Source organism: Lentzea cavernae, from assembly GCF_014653695.1.
Taxonomy (GTDB): domain Bacteria; phylum Actinomycetota; class Actinomycetes; order Mycobacteriales; family Pseudonocardiaceae; genus Lentzea; species Lentzea cavernae.
Genome location: NZ_BNAR01000001.1, coordinates 14,788 through 34,817, shown reverse-complemented (window position 1 = coordinate 34,817; position 20,030 = coordinate 14,788). Strand labels below are relative to the sequence as shown.

Here is a 20,030-nt window from a genome sequence, read left to right as displayed (position 1 = left end):
GACCCACCACGCGAGGGAGTCGACATGGCGCACGGCAGAGGGCTGAGTCGCCGCACGGTGCTGATGATGGGCGCCACGCTCGTCATGACGGCCGCCTGCGGATCGGGCTCCGGCGGGGACGGCAAGGTCAAGGTGTGGCACGGCTACACCGACAAGGAGGCCGCCGCGCTCGACAAGCTCGTCGCGCGCTGGAACTCGACGCACCCCGAGCAGCAGGTCGAAGCGGTCTTCAACGGGGGCAACGACAACGCGCTGCAGAAGACCCTCGCGTCGTTCGCCTCCGGCAACCCGCCCGAGGTCGCCTACCAGTACGGCTCCTCGATCACCGGCCTCACCGACCGGCCGCAGACCCAGGACCTCACCGACCTCGTGCGCGGCGACTCGGCCTTCGACTGGGACGACCTGTTCCCGGCTGGCCGGGAGGCCGCGACGGTGAACGGCAAGATCTACGGCGTTCCCGCCCTCGTCGACAACCTCTCCCTCGTCTACAACAAGAAGCTGTTCGAGGATGCCAAGATCGCACCTCCGACCGAGCAGTGGACGTGGGACGACTTCCGCTCCGCCGCGCAGAAGCTCACCGGTGACGGCCGCTTCGGCTGGGCGTACGTCAACGACGGCACCGAGGACACGGTCTGGCGCTTCCTCGCCCTGCTCTGGCAGGCAGGCGGAGACCTGCTGTCCGCGGACGGCAAGAAGGCGGCGTTCAACTCCGATGCGGGCCGCCAGGCCATGGGGTTGTTGCGCGACATGGCCGTCACGGACAAGTCGGTGTACCTCGATGCTGGTGACCAGCAGTACCTGAACCTCTTCAACTCCGGCCGCATCGGCATGCTCTGGACCGGGCCGTGGGACCTCGGCTCCATCAACGAGGACGTGTCCTACGGTGTGCAGATCCTGCCCGGCAAGGTCACCCACGCCACGATCGCGGGGCCGGACACGTTCGTCGTGTTCGGCGAGAACGGCCGCAAGAACGCGCTGCCGTTCCTGAAGTGGCTGCTGTCCGCCGAGATCCACCTCGAGTTCGCGATGGAGACCGGCCACCTGCCGATCCGCCAGTCCGAAGTGGACCTCGCGGGCTACGCCGAGTTCGAGGCCAAGTACCCCGGCACGAAGGTGTTCGTCGACAACCTCGCGAAGAACGTCACCAAGGCGCGTCCGAACATCCCGCAGTACCCCAAGATCTCGCAGATCCTCGGCACCGCCGTGCAGTCCGTCCTGCTCGGCCAGGCCGAGCCGCAGGCAGCGCTCGACCAGGCGAGCGGAGAGGTCGACCAGGAGTTGGCGGCCTCGTGACGGCGGATCTCCAGGCACGCCCGCGTTCCCGGCCCCAGTCCGCGGGCGGGCGCAGGCCGGTGGATCGGCGCAAGCTCGCCGACCACGCCGCCGGGTGGGGGTTCGCCGCGCCCGCGGTCGTCCTCATCGGGGTGTTCGGGCTCGTCCCGGTGGTGTGGTCGTTCGTGCTGTCCTTCCAGCACACCGACCTCACCTCGCCGGGGACGTTCGCGGGCGGCGACAACTACGCCAAGCTCGTCGCCGACCCGTTGTTCTGGGACGCGGCCGTGCGCACGCTCGTCTACGTCGCGCTGTTCGTGCCGATCACGCTAGCGCTCGCGTTGCCGATCGCCGTGATGCTCAACCAGCAGATCCGCGGCGTCGTGTTCTACCGGCTCGCCGTGTCCGTGCCCCTGGTGACCTCGACGGTCGCGACCGGCATCATGTTCAGCTGGCTCGCGAACCCGCAGTTCGGGCTGGTCAACGCCGCGCTGGACGCGGTGGGCCTGCCCAAGCAGGGGTTCTTCTCCGATCCGGACCAGGCGTTGTTCGCCGTGGTGGCGATGACGGTGTGGGGCTGGCTCGGCTTCGCCGTCATCATCTACCTCGCCGCGCTGCAGAACGTGCCGAAGGACCTGATCGAGGCGTCCTCCCTGGACGGCTGCGGCCGCGCCCGGTCGTTCTGGCACGTCGAACTGCCCCTGGTCGCGCCGGCCACGGGTTTCCTGCTGGTGTGGCTCACGATCAACGGCCTGCAGCTCTTCGACGCGGTCTACGTGACCACCAAGGGCGGGCCCCTCCGTGCGACCACCGTGCTCGTCTACCACCTCTACAACGAGGCGTTCGTGAGCTTCGACGGCGGGTACGCGGCGGCGATCGGCTGCGCGGTGTTCCTGGTGATCGGCGTGTTCACCCTGGCCCAGCTGCGGTTCAACCGCCGCACGTCCCACTACGAGGTTCGATGAGAAGGCCCAGCGCGCTGCACCTGATCCTCCTGCCGCTCTCGGTCGTCATGGTGACGCCGCTGGTCTGGATGCTGCTGGTGTCGATCTCCACCCAGGCCGAGTCGCGGAGGTTCCCGCCCGGCCTGCCCAGCGGCATCGAGTGGGAGAACTACCTCGCGGCGATGCGGGACGCGCCGCTCGGTTCGTGGCTCGGCAACAGCCTCGTGGTGTCCGTCGTGTGCGTCGTGGGCAACCTGCTGCTCTGCTCGCTGGCCGGGTACGCCTTCGCGCGCATCCGGTTCATCGGGAGCAAGGTCGCCTTCGTGCTCATGCTCGCGACGCTGATGGTGCCGTTCCAGATCGTCATGCTGCCGCTGCTGATCATGATGCGGTCGCTGGGACTCGTCGACACGCTCGGCGCGTTGATCGCGCCCAACCTGGCCACCGCGTTCGGCGTGTTCCTGATGCGGCAGTTCTTCACGACGCTGCCCAGGGAGCTGGAGGAGGCCGCGCGGATCGACGGCGCGAGCAGGCTGCGCACGCTGTTCCAGGTGCTGCTGCCCCTGATGCGTCCCACTCTCGCGACCCTCGCCGTGCTGACGTTCCTGCAGACGTGGAACGACTTCCTGTGGCCGCTCATCGCGGTCCAGAGCCCGGGCGTGATGACCGTCCAACTGGGACTGCAGAGCTTCCAGGGCGCGCACACCACGAACTGGCCGAAGCTCATGGCCAGCACGGTGCTCAGCCAGCTGCCCGTCCTGCTCGTCTTCTTCTTCGCCCAGCGGTTCTTCGTCCGGTCGGTGGCCGCGGCGGGCATCAAGTGACCGATCGACCGGAGGAGTCCGCCATGCACACCAGGTCCGCCGCACAGCTGCACACCACCGCGGAGATCGCGTCACAACCCGACTGCTGGCGCCAGGCCGTCGCGCTCGCCACCGCACCCGAGGTCGTCGCGGCCCTTCCCCAGCACGGCGAACGCGTCGCGGTGGTCGGCTGCGGCACGTCGTTCTTCATGGCCCAGGCCTACGCCCGGCTGCGGGAGGACGCGGGCCACGGCGAGACCGACGCGTTCGCCGCGTCGGAGTTTCCGTTCGGCCGCACGTACGACCGGGTCGTGGCGCTGACCCGGTCCGGCACCACCACCGAGGTGATCGACGTGGTGCGGCGGCTGGAAGCGCCGGTGACGGCCGTCGTCGGCACGCCCGGCACCCCGGTGACCGAACTGGCCGACCACGTGGTCGCGCTGGAGTTCGCCGACGAACGCTCGGTCGTCCAGACGCGGTTCGCCACGACCGCCCTGGTGTTGTTCCGCGCCCACCTCGGCGAACAGCTGGAGCGCGCGATCCTCGACGCGGAACAGGCTCTCGCCGAACCGCTGCCGGCGGACCTGGTGCAGCGCGAGCAGTTCACGTTCCTCGGCGGCGTGCCCTGGACCACCGGCCTGGCCGCCGAGGCCGCGCTGAAGATGCGCGAGGCGTCGCTGAGCTGGGCCGAGTCCTACCCGGCCGCCGAGTACCGGCACGGGCCGATCGCGATCACCGACGAGGGTTCGCTGGTCTGGGTGTTCGGCGCCGCACCGGACGGCCTCGCCCTGGACGTCGCCGGCGTGGGCGGCCGGTGGATCGCCCGCGAACGCGACCCGCTCGCCGAGCTCGTCGCGGTGCACCGGCTCGCCGTCGAGGTGGCGCTGCTGCGGGGCCTCGACCCCGACACCCCGCGCAACCTGACCCGGTCCGTGATCCTCGACGGCACCCCGCGCCCGTAGACGTCCGACATCGGAAAGGCTGATCAATGTTCACCATCGCGTTCGTGGGTGCGGGTTCCGTCGAGTTCACCCGCCAGCTGCTCCGCGACGTCCTGTCGTTCCCGGAACTGTCCGGGTGCTCGATCTCGTTGCACGACATCGATCCTGAACGGCTGGAGGTCGCGGCCGGACTGGCCCGTCTCGCCACGGGGGACAGCGGCGCCCGCATCCGAACCTCGCTGACGCGCCGGGAGGCGCTGGAGGGCGCGGACGTCGTCGTCAACATGGTCGCGATCGGCGGCCACGAAGCGACGTTGCGGGACTTCGACGTGCCGGAGTCGTTCGGGCTGCGGCAGACCATCGGGGACACGCTCGGCATCGGCGGGATCTTCCGCGGCCTGCGCACGTTCCCGTTCCTCGAACAGCTCGCCGCGGACATGCTCGCGGTGTGCCCGGACGCGTGGTTGCTGAACTACACCAACCCGATGGCGATGAACATCCAGTACCTGGCGACCGTCGCGCCGCGGCTGAAGGCCGTAGGCCTGTGCCACTCGGTGCACTGGACGATCCACGACCTGAGCGCGCTGGTCGGGGTTCCGCACGAGGAGGTCGACTTCCTGTCGGCGGGCGTGAACCACCAGGCGTGGATCCTGCGGTGGCAGCACGAGGGCCGCGACCTGTACCCGGCCCTGGACGCCGCCATCGCGGCGGATCCCGAGCTGGCCCGCCGGGTGCGCGTCGACCTGTACCGCAGGCTCGGCTTCTACCCGACGGAGACGAGCGAGCACTCCTCCGAGTACGTGCCGTGGTACCTGCGGCACGAGTCCGAAGTGGAGCGACTGCGGATCCCGGTCCGCGACTACGCGACGATCAGCGCCGGGAACGTGGCCACGTACGAGAAGACCCGTGACTCGCTGGCCGCGGGGGAGTCGTTGCCGCAGCTGGCCGACGACGCGGTCGAGTACGCGCCGCAGGTGATCCACAGCCTCGTCACCGGCCGTCAGCGCACGATCCAGGTGAACGTCGCGAACCACGGCCTCATCTCCAACCTGCCCGAGGGGGCCGCCGTGGAGGTGCCCGCGACCCTCGACCGGCTCGGCGTCCACCCGCACCGCGTCGGCGCCCTGCCCCGGCAGCTCGCGGCGGTCAACCGGAGCTTCCTCAACGTGGTCGAGCTGACCGTGGCCGCGGCGGTCGAGGGCGACCCGGCCCACGTCCGGCACGCCGCGCTGTGCGACCCGGCGACCGCCGCCGCCCTCACGGTCGGACAGATCGACGACCTCGTCGCGGCGATGACGACCGCACACGGCGACCTGCTGCCCGCTGCGTTGCGAACGCGATAACGAGCACGCAACTTGCGTGAATAGAGGGCAATAAGCACCAAAGCGAGCATCATTCGTGCGCTATAGTGATCGGATGCGTCAAGAGCAGCGCCTCGCCGCGATCCTGGGCCGGCTCGCGGACGCGGGCTCGGTGAGCGTCACCGGGCTCGCGGAGGACCTGGGCACGTCCGTCGCCTCGATCCGGCGCGACCTGCAGTCACTGGAAGAGCAGAAGCTGCTCAAGCGCACCCACGGCGGCGCGGTGGCGGTCGAGGTCATCTACGAACTGCCGCTGCGCTACCGGGTCGGCCGCCGCGAGGAGAAGCGCCAGATCGCCGAGGCGGCCGCCAGGCTCGTCACGGAGTCGGTCCACTCGGTCGGCCTCAACGGCGGCACGACCACCACCGAACTGGCCCGCCTGCTCGCCGTCAGCAGGCCCCTCAAGGTCGTGACGAACGCGCTCAACATCGCGTCGGACCTCTGCGCGCGCCCCATGATCGACCTGGTGGTCACCGGCGGCGGCGTCCGCCCCGAGAGCTACGAGCTGGTGGGCCCGATCGCCGACCGCGCGCTCGCCGGCATCAGCCTGGACCTGGTCTTCCTCGGCGTCGACGGCATCGACGCGCGCAGCGGCATCGCCACCCACGACGAGGTCGAGGCGCACACCGACAACTGCCTGCTGCGCACGGCCGACCGCGTCGTGGTGCTGGCCGACGGCTCCAAGGTGGGCAAGCGCGCGTTCTCGCGCATCGCCGGCACCGCCGAGGTGCACGTCCTGATCACCGACTCGTCCGCGCCCGTCGAGGAGTTGGAGAAGCTGCGGGCGGCAGGCGTCGAGGTCGTCGTCGCCTAAGCAGGCACGGGCACCGGTTCCACCTTCTGCCGTTCCGCCTTCACCGAGGCGATGCCGGCCAGGATCAGCAGCCCGCCGAACAACTGCAGCGGTGAGAGCCCCTCGCCCAGCAGCAGCCAGGCGAACAGCGAGGCCGAGACGACCTCCAGCAGTGCGATGAACGACGCCAGCCGCGACCCCAGGATCCCGGAAGCCGTGATGCCACTGGCGTAAGCGAGAGCCGTGCCGACGACCGCGACCACGAGCAGCGGCACCCACCAGGCCGTCGGAGTGCCGAACAGCGGCACGTCGCCGAAGGTCGCGGTGAACGGCAGCAGGCCGGTCGCCCCCACGACGGCCAGCACGGGCGCGGCCAGCAGCAGCCCCGCACCCGCGAGCGCGACCGGGGGCAGCCCGTTGTTGGGGCGGGCGGCGATCACGAAGTACACGGAGCAGCCGATGGCGGCGCCGAAGGCCGCCGCGAGGCCGAGCGGGTCGACGGCCTGGATCGCGCCGGGCCCGATCACGAGCACCAGACCGCCCACGGCGAGCACCGAGCCGATCAGGACGACGGGCGCGGGTGTGCGCCTGCTGACCGCCCAGGTGAACCCGACCAGGATCAGCGGTGCGAGGAACTCGATCAGCAGCGCCGTCGCCACCGGGATCCGCTGGATGGCGGCGAAGTAGAGGACCTGCGTGATCGCCACGCCCACCAGCCCCATGCCCAGGACGGGCCACCGGGCCTGCCGCAGCAACCCCCACCGGCCGCGCATCAGGACGACGACGAACGGGAGCAGGACCAGCCCGGCGGTCAGCGCGCGGGCCGTGACGGCGGCGGCGGGGGACCAGCCGGCCTCCAGCAGCGGTTTGACGAACGCGCCGGAGGTGCCGAACGAGATGAACGAGACCGCCGCGGCGATCAGGCCGGTCGACTTCGAGGGAATCCCCATGCTCGCGCGCCTCCCGGCTCCAAACGGTGTCATGGCCTAACCTTGCTGATGACCCTGACGCTAGGCCGGTCTCGGTAAGGAGTCAATTTGCGTTTTGCCCCTGACACGGAGGAGTCGCTCACCTTCCTCGTGGCGTTGTGCAACACCGACCCGTCGGCCTCCCGCGGCGGCGACGACGAGCTGGCCACGGTCGGTCAGCTCCAGGCCCTGCTCGGCCGGTTCCACTACACGGGCCGCGTCGACGGCGACGAGGCCGAACTGCGCGACGTCCATCGCACCCGTGCGCTGCTCAGGCACGTGTGGTCGTTCGCTCGCGACGACGCCGTGGAGGCCGTCAACAAGATGCTGCGCGACGCGAAGGCGTTGCCGCACCTCGTGAGGCACGGCGACCTCGACTGGCACATGCACGCCACGGAACCCGGTTCTCCACTCGCCGAGCGCATGCGCGTGGAGGCCGCGCTGGCCCTCATCGACGTGATCCGCATGAACGAGATGGACCGCCTGCGGGTCTGCGCGGCCGACGACTGCGAGGGGCTCCTGCTCGACCTGTCCCGCAACGGCCTCAAGCGGTTCTGCAGCGTCCGGTGCGGCAACCGGATGAACATGATCGCGTTCCGCGAACGGCGCGCGGACGGGAGATGATCGGCGGGTGCCCCTCCTCGTCGAGCCCTCCCTGCCCGCCGGTTCCCTGAACGCCCTCGACCAGCCGAGCCTGAGCGTCGGCGACGGCCTGGTGTTGAGGCCGTGGCGGGACACCGACGCCGAGGTCGTGATGGCGGCTTTCGACTGCCCCGACGTCCAGCGGTGGCACGTGCGCCGCATGGACACCCGCGAGGAGGCCCTCGACTGGATCGGGAGCTGGGCGGCGCGCTGGCAGGACGAGACGGACGCCAGCTGGGCGATCAGCCGTGACGACCAGCCGATCGGTCAGGCCGGACTGCGCCACGTCTCGCTGTTCGAGGGCTCGGCCGCCCTGTCGTACTGGGTGCTGCCCGAGGCTCGCGGTGCCGGAATCGCCGCACGCGCGGCACAGGTCCTGACGGAGTGGGCGTTCGAGACCCTTGGCCTGCACCGGGTTTCGCTGGAGCACTCGACGGCCAACACGGCGTCGTGCCGGGTCGCGGCCAGGCTCGGGTTCGCCGTCGAGGGCACGTCGCGGGGATCGGCGCGGCACGCGGACGGCTGGCACGACATGCACCAGCACGCCCGCGTTCGCCGTTCTCACACGGTGATCGCCGAGTAGCGGCTGACCGGCCGGGGCAGTCCGTAGTGCTCGCGCAACGTCCGGCCGCCGTACTCGGTGCGGAACAGGCCGCGCGCCCGCAGCAGCGGCACGACGTGGTCGACGAAGTCCTCGAGCCCGGACGGCAGCAGCGGCGCCATCACGTTGAAGCCGTCCGCCGCTCCCGTGGTGAACCACAACTCGACGTGGTCGGCGATCTGCTCCGGGGTGCCGGCGACGACCTGGTGGCCGCGGCCACCGCCGAGCCTGCCGAGCAGCTGGCGCAGGGTCAGCCGCTCGCGCTCGGCCAGGTCCCGCACCAGTTCGAACCGGCTCTTCGCGCCGTTGACGTGGCTGACCGGCGGGAGTGGCGGCAGGCGCTCGTCGAGGGGGTGGCCGGCCAGGTCGACGCCGATCAGGTCGGTCAGCTGCCGCACGGCGCGTGCCGGGACGATCAGCGAGTCCAGTTCCGCGGCCAGCGAGCGGGCCTCGGCCTCCGTGCCGCCGAGAATCGGGACGATGCCGGGCAGCACCTTGATGCCGTCCGCCGGGCGGCCCACGGCCTCCGCGCGGCGCTTGAGATCCGCGTAGAACGCCGTGGCCTCGTCGTGGGTCTGCTGCGCGGTGAACACGGCTTCGGCCCAGGCGGCGGCGAACGCCTTGCCGTCCTCGCTCGAACCGGCCTGCACGAGCAGCGGGTGCCCCTGGGGGCTGCGCACGGCGTTGAGCGGGCCGCGCACCGAGAAGAACCGGCCGCGGTGACCGATCTCGTGGACCTTGGCGTCGTCGGCGAAGACACCGGCCTCCTGGTCGACGACCAGGGCGTCGTCCTCCCACGAGTCCCACAGGGAGGTGACGACGTCGAGGAACTCGGCGGCGCGCTGGTAGCGCTCGGCGTGGCCGGTGTTGACCTCGCGGCCGAAGTTCTGCGCCGACCGGTCCTGCGCCGTGGTGACGATGTTCCAGCCGGCGCGGCCACCGCTGATGTGGTCGAGCGAGGAGAACTGGCGGGCGAGGTTGTACGGCTCGCTGAAGCCGGTCGACGCGGTGGCGATCAGTCCGATGTGGTCGGTCGCCTGCGCGAGCGCGGTGAGCAGCGTCAGCGGTTCGAACCGTCCTGCGGCGGTGTGCCTGACGTCGCCCCAGACCTGCACGCTGTCGGCGAGGAACACCGAGTCGAACGTGCCGCGCTCGGCGATGCGCGCGAGGTTCTGGAAGTGGGCGACGTCGTCCAGCGCGCCGGGGTCGGTGCGGGGGTGGCGCCAGGCGGCCTCGTGGTGGCCGACGCCCATCAGGAACGCGTTGAGGTGGAGCTCGCGTGCGGACAACTTCAGACTCCCTGCCAGACGGGGTTTCGGGTGTTCAACGGGTCGGCGTAGAGGGCGTCGAGCTGCACGGCGCCCGCGGCCACGGCGAGGACGTCCTCGCCGAAGCTGCTCGCCAGCACGACGTCACCGGACGCGCGGGACATCGCCGTCACCTCGTCGCGCAGCGCCGCGGCGCACTCGGGCAGCCGGTTGGTGCCGAGCTCGGTGACGACGAGGACCTCGGGGTCGAGGAAGTCGAACAGCACCGCCGCCGCCCTGCCGACGACGCGGGCCCGTTCGACCAGGAACGCCAGCGCGGGAGCGGATCCGGCGACGGCCGCGTCGACGAGGTCGAAGATGTAGGGCCGCTCGATCACCCCGGCGGTGACGGCGCGCCGTGCCCAGGCCAGGTCGCACGCGGTCGCCTCCAGACAGCCCCTCTTGCCGCACTCGCACCGGATCGCGGGGTCGCCGAGTGCCAGGTGCGCCACGTCTCCCGCCGCCGAACGCGGGCCGCGGTGCGTCGCCCCGGCGGTCACGATGGCGGCGTCCACGACGTTGCCGACGAACAGGTGCAGCAACGACTCGCGACCGCTCGCGGCGCCGAAGAGCTGCTCGGCCCTGGCCAGTGCCCTGGCGTGGCTGTCGACGCGCACGGGCAGCCCGGTGCGCGCGGTGAGCAGCGACCGCACCTCGGCGTCGCGCCAGCCCAGTGAGGCGTGCCGGACGATCACGCCGCTGCCGGGGTCGACCCAGCCGCCCGCGGCCACGCCGAGCCCCAGCGGGATGTGCCCCGGCACCTGCTCGGCGTGCAGCCGGAGCAGCTCGTCGCCCGCCGTGGTGAGCACCTCGTGCGGGTCGTCCGGGTTGCCGTGCGGGACCACCCGCCGCACCAGCACCCGGCCGCGCAGGTCGAGCAGCGCCAGCGTGCAGAACAGGTGGGCGACGTGGATCCCGGCGACGACGTGCCGTCCCGTGTCGACGTCCACCGGCACCTGCGGCCGGCCGACCCCCTGGTACGGCACGGCCTGCGGGACCTCGACGAGCAGGCCCCGTTCGGTGAGCGCGGCGCACGCGCGGGTCACCGCGGCCGGGCTCAGACCGGACGTGCGGGCGATGGCTCCGCGGGGCACGGGCCCGTCCCGCAGCACGGTGCCGAGCACCGCGGACGCGGGCGTGCTCACGAGATCAGCGGCGGGCCGGTCGGGGACAGCGCGGGACCGATCGCCCGCGACGCTCCCGGCGTGCGGCCGCGGCCCCAGCCGATCTCCCTGCGGTAGCTGCCGAGCAGACCGGTCCGCCGCAGGTGCTCCTCGTCGTGCTCGGGCGATCCCTCGGGCAGCGGGTGGGTCTGCGGGGCGACGAACAACGCGTCCGCCGGGCAGTTCGCCTCGCACTGGAAGCACGTCTGGCAGTCGGACTGCCTGCTGACGACCGGAAGCCCGTCCGCGGCGCGGTCGAACACGTTGGTGGGGCACACCTCGATGCACTTGTCGCAGGTGATGCACCCCTCGGCCGATACCAGCTCGATCACGCCGTCACCTCCTCGGGCCGAGCCCACACCTCGTCCAGCCCGCCGGAGGTGATCCGGTGGTGCTGGGCGGGGTCGAGGCCGGGGCGGTCGAGCCGCCTGGCCATGCCACGGCTTTCGTCGCGTGCCAACGCGGACGTGTACATCCACCGCGCATGCGCGACCATCGCCGCCGCTTGCCGGGCGGGCACGAGGCCGGCGCCCTCGGCGTGCAGCCCGGACCTGACCGAGTCCCAGGCGGCGTCGAGCTCCTTCAGGGCCGTCCGCAGCACGTCGCCGTGCCGCAGGTAGTTCTTGTCGTACGGCAGCACCTCGGCCTGCACGGTCCGGATGACCTCGACGACGTCGACGTTCGCGGAGGTGCCGGTCGGACGCAGTCCGGCGCCACCCGCCGCGCTCACCTGACGCCCGCGCCCCACTGCACGGGCGAACCGCGCCGCGGAGCGTCCCGCCCACGAGCCGGACGAGATGGCCCACGCCGCGTTGTGGCTGCCACCACCGGTGAACCCGCCGCAGATCAGCTCGCGCGTGGCGGCGTCACCGGCGGCGTAGAGGCCGGGAACCGTGGTGGCACAACCGTCGTCGACGATCCGGATGCCGCCGGTGCCGCGGACGGTGCCCTCGGCCAGCAGCGTCACCGAGAACGGGTCGGTGAACGGGTTGATCCCGAGCCGGTCGAAGGGGAGGAAGAAGTTGGGCTGCGCCAGCCGCATCGCCCGTTGCGCCGCGTCGTCGGCCTGATCCAGCTTGCAGAACACCTTCTCCGACAACAAGGTCCGAGCGATCACCGAACGGCCGCCCTGACTGGCCGCGCCCTCCAGCACCTCGCCGCCGGCCCGGTAGAACGTGGCGTAGTTGTAGAACGCGGTCTTGGTCACCGACGTGTGCTCGGGTGCGATGCCGTAAGCGTTGGAGAACTCCATTCCCGACAGCTCGGCGCCGGTCTCCGCCGCGAGCAGGGCACCGTCACCGGTGTTCACGTTGCAGCCGAACGCCTTGCTCAGGAACGCGCACCCGCCCGTGGCGAGCACGACCGCGCCCGCGCGCACCTCGAACGACCGGCCCGCCTGCCGCCGGTACCCGGCGGCGCCCGCCACCGAGCCGTCCGCCGCGGTCAGGAGTTCGGTGACGGGGCTGTGGTCGAGGATCGTGACGCCGGCCCGCTTCACGCGGATCCGCTGGCGCCGCATGTACTCCGGGCCCTGCAGCCCGTTGCGCAGCGGAGTCCCGTCCGGTCCGGTGGGGAACGGGTAGCGGCCGGCCTCGGCCAGTTCGTTGACCCGCTCGTAGGTCTCGTCGAGGACCCTCGCCATCCACCGGCGGTCGGCGAGGTGGCCGCCCAGCGCCTCGCGGCTCGCCATGGCCGCCTCCCGCGCCTTCTCCTCCGGCGGCACGTACCAGACCCCGGTGCCGACGGACGCGGTCGCGCCGCTCGTCCCGCAGTACCCCTTGTCCGCCAGCACGACGGACGCGCCTTCCTCGGCGGCCTTCAGAGCGGCCCAGGTGGCGGCGGGTCCACCACCGGCCACGAGCACATCAGCTGTGAGCGTCATGACGACTCCTCATGCTCCGACGGGGACGCGCCAGGACGTGAAGCGGCGCTCCAGGGCGACCAGCACCTGGTTGAACAGCACACCGATGGCGGAGAGCGTGATGATCCCCGCGTACATCTGCGGGATGGCGAAGTTGTACTGCGAGGCGTTGATCAGGTAGCCGAGCCCCGCCTTGGCACCGACCATCTCCGCCGCCACCAGCACCAGGATCGACAACGCTCCCGCCAGCCGGATGCCGGTGAACACCGTGGGCACCGAGGACGGCAGGATCACCTTCTGGAACAGGCGGAACCCCGACAGGTCCATCGACCGCGCGAGCCGCAGGAGGGTCGGGTCGACGGTCCGCACGGCGCTGATCGTGTTGAGCAGGATCGGCCACGTGCAGGCGTAGAAGACGATCGCGATCTTCGACGTCTCCCCGATGCCCAGCAGCAGCACGAACACCGGCAGCAACGCGAGCGCGGCGGTGTTGCGGAACACCTCCAGCAGCGGGCTGAGCAGCGTCGCCACCGGCTTGTACCAGCCGATGAGCAGACCGAGCGGGACAGCGGCGGCGACCGCGAGCCCGAAGCCCGACAACGACCTCACGAGGCTCGCCCAGGTGTTGTCGAGCAGCTTGCCGCTCAGCGCGAGGTCCCACCAGGACTCCAGCACGGTCGAGAACGGCGGCAGGAACGTGGAGTCCACGAGCCCGAGCTTGGGCGCGACCTCCCACACCGCGAGCAGCACGGCGATCGCGACGACCTTGCCGGCGCCGGTCAGCAGCGCGTCGAGGATCCGCGCGAGCGTCCTCTGTGGACGCGACGGTGCCGATGTGCGGCGGTCTTCTGCCTGCGGCGGGGTCTCCAGCAACGCGGTCATGCCCCCACCACCTCCTTCTCCTGGAGCTGGGCGCGGGAGACCTCGTCGTGCAGCAGGTCCCAGATGCGGTGCCGGTAGCGGGCGAACTCGGTGCTCGAACGCAGGTCGTCCTGCCGCGTGCGGTCGCCGAGGTCGATCGGCACGACCTCCTTCACCCGACCCGGTCGCGAGGTCAGCACGACCACCCGCTGACCGAGGTGCACGGCCTCGTCGATCGAGTGCGTGATGAAGACGACGGTCTTGCCGGTGCGCTGCCAGATGCGCAGCAGCTCGTCCTGCAACGACTCGCGGGTCTGCGCGTCCAGCGCGGCGAACGGCTCGTCCATCAGCAGCACCTGCGGGTCGTAGGCGAGGCTGCGGGCGATGGCGACGCGCTGGCGCATGCCGCCGGAGAGCTGGTGGGGGTGCCGGTCCTCGAACCCGGTGAGCCCCACCAGGTCCAGGAACTCGCGCGCCCGTTCCGCACGCCGGCGGCGGGGAACCCCGGTCGCCTCCAGCCCGAACTCGACGTTGCCCTGCGCCGTGCGCCACGGCAGCAGCGCGTACTGCTGGAAGACGGTGCCGCGGTCGAGACCGGGCCCGGTGATCGGCCGGCCGTCGAGCAGGATCTCGCCCTCGCTCGGCGCGGTGAGGCCGCCGAGCAGGTCGAGCAGGGTGGACTTGCCGCACCCGCTCGGGCCGACCAGCACGACGAACTCGCCGCGCCCGACGTCGAGGTCGATCCCGTCGACCGCGGTGAACTCGGTGTGCTGCCGCGAGCCCCTGACCTTGACCTCGAACCGCTTGGAGACGCCGCGGAAGGCGATGTGCGCGCTCATCGGGCGAGCTCGTTGTAGTCGTTGGTGTAGAGGTCGGTGAGCTTGACCTGGTCCTTCGTGATCTCGCCGCGTTCGGCGAGCCAGTCGACCCAGATGGAGAGCTCCTCGTCGAGGATCTTGCCGCCCTTCTGGGCGACTCCGGTCGACTTCCAGTACTTCAGCGCGGCCGGGTCCTCGTTGCGGTTGCGCCTGGTGAGGATCTCGACCTTGCGGGCGACCACCTGCTCGCGCGGGGTGGTGCGGCTCCACTCGATCGCCTTCGCGACACCGCTGACGAACGTGCGGGTCGTGCCGGGGTTGTCGCGCAGGAACTTCTCGGTGAACACGTAGGTGCCCGCCGTGAACGGGCCGAGGAGGTCGAAGTCGGAGAACAGCTTGCGGACGCCGCCCTTCTCGAGCGCCTTGTCGCGCAGGATGCCGCCGAGCACGCCGACCTCGATCTGCTTCTGCCGCACCGACTGCTCGGTGTTCACCGGCGGGACCACGATCGGCTCGACCTTCTTGATCTCGTCGGGGCTCAGGCCCGCGCGTTTGAGGTAGATGCCGAGCATGGCCTCGTGGTGCGCGCCGAGGGTGTTCATGCCGACCTTCTTGCCGAGCAGGTCGCGGGCCGTCCTGATCGGACTGTCCTCCAGGGTGTAGAAGCCGGCGTAGGCGTGCTCGTCGGAGCCGTAGTAGCCGATCACCGACCGGATCGGCGCGCCGGCGGCCTTGAGCTTCACGACGGCGCCGTTGAACGCGCCGCCGAAGTCGACCTGACCGGTGGCGGCGGACTGGATGTCCTGCGGCCCGCTGATCGTGTTGCCGACCCATTCCAGCTTCAGGTCGCCGAGGTGGCCGAGGTCCGCGGCGAGCTCCGGCAGTGTCACGTCACCCGCCCAGCCCTGGTAGCGCAACGTCTTGGTCTCCACACCCGCGCCCGCAGCGGTCGAACAGCCGACGGTCGCGGTTGTCAGACCCAGGAGGGTGAGGCCGAGGAAGTTCCGTCGTGTGGTGGTCACAGCAGTTCCTTCGCTGGAGCGGAAACGGGCAGACCGTCCTCAATGGAGTGAGAGGGTTCTGCGAGCGGCGTCGCTGACGGCCAGAAGCGTCACACCCGGCTCGAGCGCTGGTCAACGGCCGGAACGGCCGTCCCACATCATGGAGGACTCCTGGACGCCCCCGCCTATTTTTCACGCTGGAAGAAACTCCGCCGCTCAGACCTTTCCACCACGTGGGAAGACTTAATTTCTCCGCGCGCAAAGTTGCGCCGGCGGCGCCGGAGTCAGCACCGTGGAGAGCAGGTTCGCCCTCCACGAAAGGAAGTTCGCGATGACCGCACAGCTCTCCGTCACCGTCCACAAGCTGGGTGCGGGCATCGGTGCGCGGATCGACGGCGTCCGGCTCGGTGGTGATCTGCCCGAGGAGGTCGTCGCCGAGGTCCGGGCCGCGTTGCTGGCGAACAAGGTGGTGTTCTTCTCCGGCCAGCAGCAGCTCGACGACGCCGGGCAGCTCGCGTTCGCCCGCCTGCTCGGGCAGCCGACCCTCGCGCACCCCACGGTGAAGGGCGAGGAGCACGCCAACGTGCTCGCGATCGACTCCGAGCAGGGCAAGGCGAACAGCTGGCACACCGACGTCACGTTCGTCGACCGCGTGCCGGCCATCAGCATCCTGCGCGCGATCGAGCTGCCCCCGTACGGCGGGAACACGGTGTGGGCCAACACGGCGCGTGCCTACGACGAGCTGCCCGCGGCGTTGAAGGCGCTCGTGGACCGGCTTTGGGCCGTGCACACCAACCTCTACGACTACGCGGGCCACGTCGACTCGACCCGCATCGGGGGAGTGGACGTGAAGGAGGAGGCGTACCGCGAGGAGTTCGAGTCGTCGCGCTACGAGACCGAGCACCCGGTGGTGCGCGTGCACCCGGAGACCGGCGAACGCGCGTTGCTGCTGGGGCACTTCGTGAAGCGGATCGTGGGACTGAGCTCCGCGGAGTCGCGGGCGGTCTTCGAGCTGCTGCAGAACCGGGTGACGCACCTGGAGAACACCGTGCGGTGGCAGTGGTCCGACGGCGACGTGGCGGTGTGGGACAACCGGGCGACGCAGCACTACGGTGTCGCGGACTACGACGACCAGCGCCGCCGCCTGCACCGGATCACGATCGCCGGCGACGTGCCGGTGAGCGTCGAAGGCGTGGCCAGCACGACGATCGTCGGCGACGCGGCCCACTTCTCCGCGCTCTAGCGCCTTGGCCTCCTGATGCCCCGAGGGCATCGAGGTGGTTGGCTGAAACGGTGGAACTGAGGCAACTGCGGTACGTGGTGGCGGTGGCCGAGCACCGCCACTTCCGGCGTGCGGCCCAGGCTCTCGGCATGACCCAGCCCTCCCTGTCGCGGCAGGTGGGCGCGGTCGAACGAGAACTCGGCGCGGCGCTGTTCGAACGGACGGCGCGCGGGGTGGTGCCGACGGCCGCGGGAGCGGTCTACGTCGTGCACGCCCGGCGGGTGCTGGAGCAGGTGGAGGCCGGGGCCACCGAGGCCCGGCGGGCGGCGCGCGGGCAGGCGGGGTCGTTGCGGCTGGGCTTCGTGGGCGAGGCGCTGATCGAACTGCTGCCGTCGCTGCTGGCCCGGTTCCGGTCCGCGCACCCCGGCGTGGTCCTGGAGTGCCGTGAGCTGTCGACCGCCCAGAGCGGCGCGGCACTGCTCGCGGGGGACATCGACCTGGCGATCACCAGGGGAGCGCCGACGGGAGAGGGGGCGGAGCGGCTGACCGCGGTGCCGGTCGCGGGTGACCACCTCATCGCCGTGTGCCATCGCGGGCACCCGTTCGCCGGGCAGCCCGCGATCTCACCCGAACAGCTGCGCGGCCAGTCGCTGATCGCCGCGCCCGCCGCCGACGAACCCGCCGCGACGCGCGTGCTGGCCGCGTTGGTCAAGGCCGCGGGCGGCATCACGCACGCCCGTGACGTGCACACCGTGATCGGGCTGGCGGCCTGCGGGATCGGGGTCGGCCTGGTGCCGTCGAGCGTGCGGCGGCTGGGCAGACCGGAGACCGTGATGGTCGAGGTCGACCCACCGCTGCGGCTGCCCGATCTCACCATGTCGTTCCGCGGCGCCGACATCTCACCCGCGTTGGGCGCCTTCCTCGACGTGACGCGGGCGCACTGCCCCGGCACGGGCAAGCGCCTGGCCCGGGTGATGCCCCGGAGGCATCAGAAGGCCGGTTGACGGGCATCACCGCCACGGCCGGCGCCCGCAGCCGGTGACATGGAGGCATGTCGATCACTTCACTGGCCGTCCGGTACGGCGTCACCCTGGCGGGCACCGGAGGGCACAACCTGGTCGAGTCCGCCGTGGACGAGGCGCGCGAGGCGGCCGAGGCCGGCGTCGACGCGGTGTGGACGGGCCAGCGCCTGGACTACGACGCGATCGGCCTGGCCGGTCTCGTCGGCGCCCGCGTGCCCGGCATCGACGTCGGGGTCTCGGCGGTGCCGGTGTTCGCGAGGCACCCGTTGCTGGTGGCGAGCCAGGCCCAGACGGCCCAGGCGGCCACCGGGGGCCGGTTCCACCTCGCCGTCGCCCTGGGGGCGCCGCCGATCGTCGAGCAGGCGTTCGGCCTGCCGTGGGAACGACCCGTGGCGCGGCTGCGCGAGTTCCTCACCGCGCTGGGACCGCTGCTCCGCGGCGAGCCGGTCCAGCACGAGGGCGAGCTGATCACCGCCCGCTCGATGCTGCCGACCCACGTCCCCGGCGCGACGCACACCCCGGTCCTCGTCGCCGCCATGGCCCCGAAGGCGTTGCGGATTGCGGGAGAACTGGCCGACGGCACCGTTCCGTACCTGGCAGGCCCACGCGCCCTGGCCGAGCACGTCGTCCCCGCCATCACCGCCGCGGCCGCCGAGGCCGGACGGCCCGCGCCGCGCATCGTCGCCCTGGTCCCCGCGGCCGTCACCACGAGCGAGGAGGCCCGCCGCACGATGGCCGGCGGCCTCGCCTTCTACACCCGGTTCGAGTCCTACCGGCGCGTCCTCGCGCTCAACGGCACGGAGAACCCCGTGGACCTCGCGCTGATCGGTGACGAGGACACCGTGGCCGCCGGGGTGCGGGAGTACGTCGAGGCAGGCGCCACGGAGGTCGTGCTCACCGCGCACCACGACCTGGACGCGGCCACTCAGAGCAGGACCCGCAGGCTGGCGGGCGCTCTCGCTCGCAGCCGTTCGGCCACGTCGGTGTCGTAGGCGGCCTGGAGTCAGCACTTCGCGCGCAGCAGCGCACCCGTGGTGCCGCGCAGGCTGACCGAGGTGACCGCCTTGCCGTCGTGGTCGGTGTAGGTGCGGTGCAGCGGGACCTGCACCGCGGGGCTGCCGGTCGGGTTCGCGTTGACCAGCGCCACTCCGCAGGTGAAGTCCCTGCGGTACACCTTGTCCGCGACCTTCCGGTAGGAGCCGGCGGGGTAACCGAGGTGCCAGTCGTACTCGGGGTGCCAGGCCGTCGGGTCCGCGTAGCCGTCGGTCTTCGCGATCTCGGCGATCGCGGTGTCTCCGGTGGTGGTCATGAAGAGACTGGCCAGCGCGTACCGGAACGCCGTGGTGTCACCCACGTCGAAGTGCGGCTGCACCCAGATCATCTTGTCGTGCGCCTCGTTGAGGGCGATCTGGGCGACCTGTCGGCTCCAGCCCTCCGCGTAGTCCTCGAGCCGCCGGTCGCTGGAGAACGTCAGCCACCACTCGTCGAACGCGCCGTCGAGGTGGGCGACGTACGCCTCCCAGCCGCCCGCGTGCAGCCGCGCGTTGGTCAGGTTTCCCACCGAAAGCAGGCCCGCGGCCGCGAACCCGCGCTGGACCTCGGCGAGCATTCCCTTGTAGGCGTTCTGGAACGACCTGTCGTCCGGGTACTTCGCCGGGCACTTGCCCGCGTGGTAGGCATCGCACTTGTAGAGCGCGTTGTCGAGGAACACGCCGTCGAACCCGGTGGCCTTCGAGGTCTTGACGACGCTGTCCACCCACGCCTTGCGGTACTCGGGGTTTCCGACGTCCATCTGCGAGTGGCCCTCGTAGCCGCCGTACTCCAGTTCCCGTCCGTCGGCTCCCTTCAGGAACCACTCCGGGTTGCTCTTCCTGACCGCGCAGTAGCCCAGTCCCGCGGGCAGGTGTTCGTCGTCCTTGCCGTTCTTGCACGCGTAGGAGCGTGTGGAGGACAGGTCCTTGTAGACGTAGACCTTGACGGCCGGGTTCGCGGTCTTGAGCTTGCGCAGGAGGTCGCCCTCCCAGGCGTTGAGCACGACGTGGGCGCGGCGCTTGGCCTCGACTGCGATGGTCTCGTCGGACACCGGCGTGCTGTTGAGGTGCAACCAGAAGGACTTGGCGCGCCCCACGGGCACGAGTTCGCCCGGAACCGCCAGTGGCGGCAGCCCGCCCACGTCGATCACGGGCGCTAGCCCGCCGACGTCGATCACGGGCGTGAGGTCGCCGACGTCCACCACAGGTGGGACGACGCTGGCCAGCAGAACCGTCAGCGGCACGAGGAGGTTCCGTACTTTGCCTGCCTTCTCCAGCATTCCGTTCCTCCTCGTCCCGGGGTGACCTGTCTTCGGCTACCCATCCCGAGATCGAGAAACGGTGCTTGCGCCGTAAACCACCTCTTGCGGTGCGGCGTCACGGCGCAACGCCCACCGTGAGTAGGACTTCTCGTCCCGC

Annotated in this window: 20 protein-coding genes; 11 read left to right on the top strand and 9 right to left on the bottom strand. The window is 71.1% G+C overall.

What is annotated here, in order from left to right:
• Positions 1-24 precede the first annotated feature (24 nt).
• The 6 genes from IE307_RS00165 (at position 25) to IE307_RS00140 (ending at position 6,135) form a co-directional block, all read left to right on the top strand.
• Complete coding sequence (locus IE307_RS00165; RefSeq protein ID WP_191295384.1) at positions 25-1,293, top strand: ABC transporter substrate-binding protein; 1,269 nt, start codon at positions 25-27, stop codon at positions 1,291-1,293.
• Positions 1,290-2,237, top strand: coding sequence for a carbohydrate ABC transporter permease (locus IE307_RS00160; protein ID WP_229904236.1), 948 nt, complete (start codon positions 1,290-1,292; stop codon positions 2,235-2,237). Before IE307_RS00165 ends, IE307_RS00160 begins: the two co-directional genes overlap by 4 nt.
• Positions 2,234-3,040 (top strand): carbohydrate ABC transporter permease, encoded by an 807-nt coding sequence (locus IE307_RS00155; protein ID WP_191295383.1) that lies wholly within the window; start codon positions 2,234-2,236, stop codon positions 3,038-3,040. Before IE307_RS00160 ends, IE307_RS00155 begins: the two co-directional genes overlap by 4 nt.
• A 23-nt stretch (positions 3,041-3,063) precedes the next feature.
• Complete coding sequence (locus IE307_RS00150; RefSeq protein WP_191295382.1) at positions 3,064-3,981, top strand: SIS domain-containing protein; 918 nt, start codon at positions 3,064-3,066, stop codon at positions 3,979-3,981.
• Positions 3,982-4,007: 26 nt separating this feature from the next.
• Complete coding sequence (locus IE307_RS00145; RefSeq protein ID WP_191295381.1) at positions 4,008-5,303, top strand: alpha-glucosidase/alpha-galactosidase; 1,296 nt, start codon at positions 4,008-4,010, stop codon at positions 5,301-5,303.
• Positions 5,304-5,376: 73 nt separating this feature from the next.
• Complete coding sequence (locus tag IE307_RS00140; protein ID WP_191295380.1) at positions 5,377-6,135, top strand: DeoR/GlpR family DNA-binding transcription regulator; 759 nt, start codon at positions 5,377-5,379, stop codon at positions 6,133-6,135.
• Here IE307_RS00140 and IE307_RS00135 read toward each other — a convergent pair.
• A complete protein-coding gene (locus IE307_RS00135) occupies positions 6,132-7,064 on the bottom strand; it encodes an EamA family transporter (RefSeq protein WP_191295379.1) in 933 nt (310 codons plus the stop codon). The genes IE307_RS00140 and IE307_RS00135 overlap by 4 nt on opposite strands.
• 87 nt (positions 7,065-7,151) lie before the next feature.
• Here IE307_RS00135 and IE307_RS00130 point away from each other — a divergent pair, with 87 nt between their 5' ends.
• Together IE307_RS00130 and IE307_RS00125 are read left to right on the top strand one after the other, a co-directional pair.
• The gene (locus IE307_RS00130) at positions 7,152-7,706 is read left to right on the top strand and encodes a CGNR zinc finger domain-containing protein (protein WP_191295378.1); all 555 of its coding nucleotides are present in this window, start codon (positions 7,152-7,154) and stop codon (positions 7,704-7,706) included.
• A gap of 7 nt (positions 7,707-7,713) precedes the next feature.
• The gene (locus IE307_RS00125; protein WP_191295377.1) at positions 7,714-8,307 is read left to right on the top strand and encodes a GNAT family N-acetyltransferase; all 594 of its coding nucleotides are present in this window, start codon (positions 7,714-7,716) and stop codon (positions 8,305-8,307) included.
• Here the strand turns inward: IE307_RS00125 and IE307_RS00120 are convergent.
• The 7 genes from IE307_RS00120 to IE307_RS00090 are packed head-to-tail and all read right to left on the bottom strand — an operon-like array spanning position 8,286 to position 15,357.
• Positions 8,286-9,614: an LLM class flavin-dependent oxidoreductase gene (locus IE307_RS00120; RefSeq protein WP_268250324.1), complete on the bottom strand. Its 1,329-nt coding sequence runs from the start codon at positions 9,612-9,614 to the stop codon at positions 8,286-8,288. The two genes, IE307_RS00125 and IE307_RS00120, sit on opposite strands and share 22 nt — an antisense overlap.
• Before the next feature lie 2 nt (positions 9,615-9,616).
• Positions 9,617-10,777 carry an ROK family transcriptional regulator gene (locus tag IE307_RS00115; RefSeq protein WP_229904235.1) on the bottom strand — a complete coding sequence of 387 codons (1,161 nt, stop codon included), beginning with the start codon at positions 10,775-10,777 and terminating at the stop codon, positions 9,617-9,619.
• Positions 10,774-11,127 (bottom strand): 4Fe-4S dicluster domain-containing protein, encoded by a 354-nt coding sequence (locus tag IE307_RS00110; RefSeq protein ID WP_191295376.1) that lies wholly within the window; start codon positions 11,125-11,127, stop codon positions 10,774-10,776. The genes IE307_RS00115 and IE307_RS00110 overlap by 4 nt, the downstream gene beginning before the upstream one ends.
• On the bottom strand, positions 11,124-12,677 hold the full coding sequence (locus tag IE307_RS00105) for an FAD-dependent oxidoreductase (protein ID WP_191295375.1): 1,554 nt from the start codon (positions 12,675-12,677) through the stop codon (positions 11,124-11,126). The genes IE307_RS00110 and IE307_RS00105 overlap by 4 nt, the downstream gene beginning before the upstream one ends.
• Positions 12,678-12,686: 9 nt before the next feature.
• The gene (locus IE307_RS00100) at positions 12,687-13,538 is read right to left on the bottom strand and encodes an ABC transporter permease (protein WP_191295374.1); all 852 of its coding nucleotides are present in this window, start codon (positions 13,536-13,538) and stop codon (positions 12,687-12,689) included.
• Positions 13,535-14,356 carry an ABC transporter ATP-binding protein gene (locus IE307_RS00095; protein WP_191295373.1) on the bottom strand — a complete coding sequence of 274 codons (822 nt, stop codon included), beginning with the start codon at positions 14,354-14,356 and terminating at the stop codon, positions 13,535-13,537. Before IE307_RS00095 ends, IE307_RS00100 begins: the two co-directional genes overlap by 4 nt.
• Positions 14,353-15,357 (bottom strand): ABC transporter substrate-binding protein, encoded by a 1,005-nt coding sequence (locus IE307_RS00090; protein ID WP_191295372.1) that lies wholly within the window; start codon positions 15,355-15,357, stop codon positions 14,353-14,355. The genes IE307_RS00095 and IE307_RS00090 overlap by 4 nt, the downstream gene beginning before the upstream one ends.
• Positions 15,358-15,667: 310 nt before the next feature.
• Between IE307_RS00090 and IE307_RS00085 the strand changes: the two genes are divergently transcribed.
• Genes IE307_RS00085 through IE307_RS00075 form a run of 3 tightly spaced genes read left to right on the top strand, consistent with a single transcriptional unit; the run spans position 15,668 to position 18,572 of the window.
• Positions 15,668-16,579 (top strand): TauD/TfdA dioxygenase family protein, encoded by a 912-nt coding sequence (locus tag IE307_RS00085; RefSeq protein WP_191295371.1) that lies wholly within the window; start codon positions 15,668-15,670, stop codon positions 16,577-16,579.
• Positions 16,580-16,629: 50 nt separating this feature from the next.
• Positions 16,630-17,562 (top strand): LysR family transcriptional regulator, encoded by a 933-nt coding sequence (locus IE307_RS00080; protein WP_191295370.1) that lies wholly within the window; start codon positions 16,630-16,632, stop codon positions 17,560-17,562.
• A 47-nt stretch (positions 17,563-17,609) separates the two neighbouring features.
• Entirely contained in the window at positions 17,610-18,572 is a 963-nt protein-coding gene (locus IE307_RS00075; RefSeq protein ID WP_191295369.1) for a TIGR03564 family F420-dependent LLM class oxidoreductase, read from the top strand.
• An 11-nt stretch (positions 18,573-18,583) separates the two neighbouring features.
• Here IE307_RS00075 and IE307_RS00070 read toward each other — a convergent pair whose 3' ends face one another.
• The gene (locus IE307_RS00070; RefSeq protein ID WP_191295368.1) at positions 18,584-19,891 is read right to left on the bottom strand and encodes a putative glycoside hydrolase; all 1,308 of its coding nucleotides are present in this window, start codon (positions 19,889-19,891) and stop codon (positions 18,584-18,586) included.
• Between the last annotated feature and the right edge of the window lie 139 nt (positions 19,892-20,030).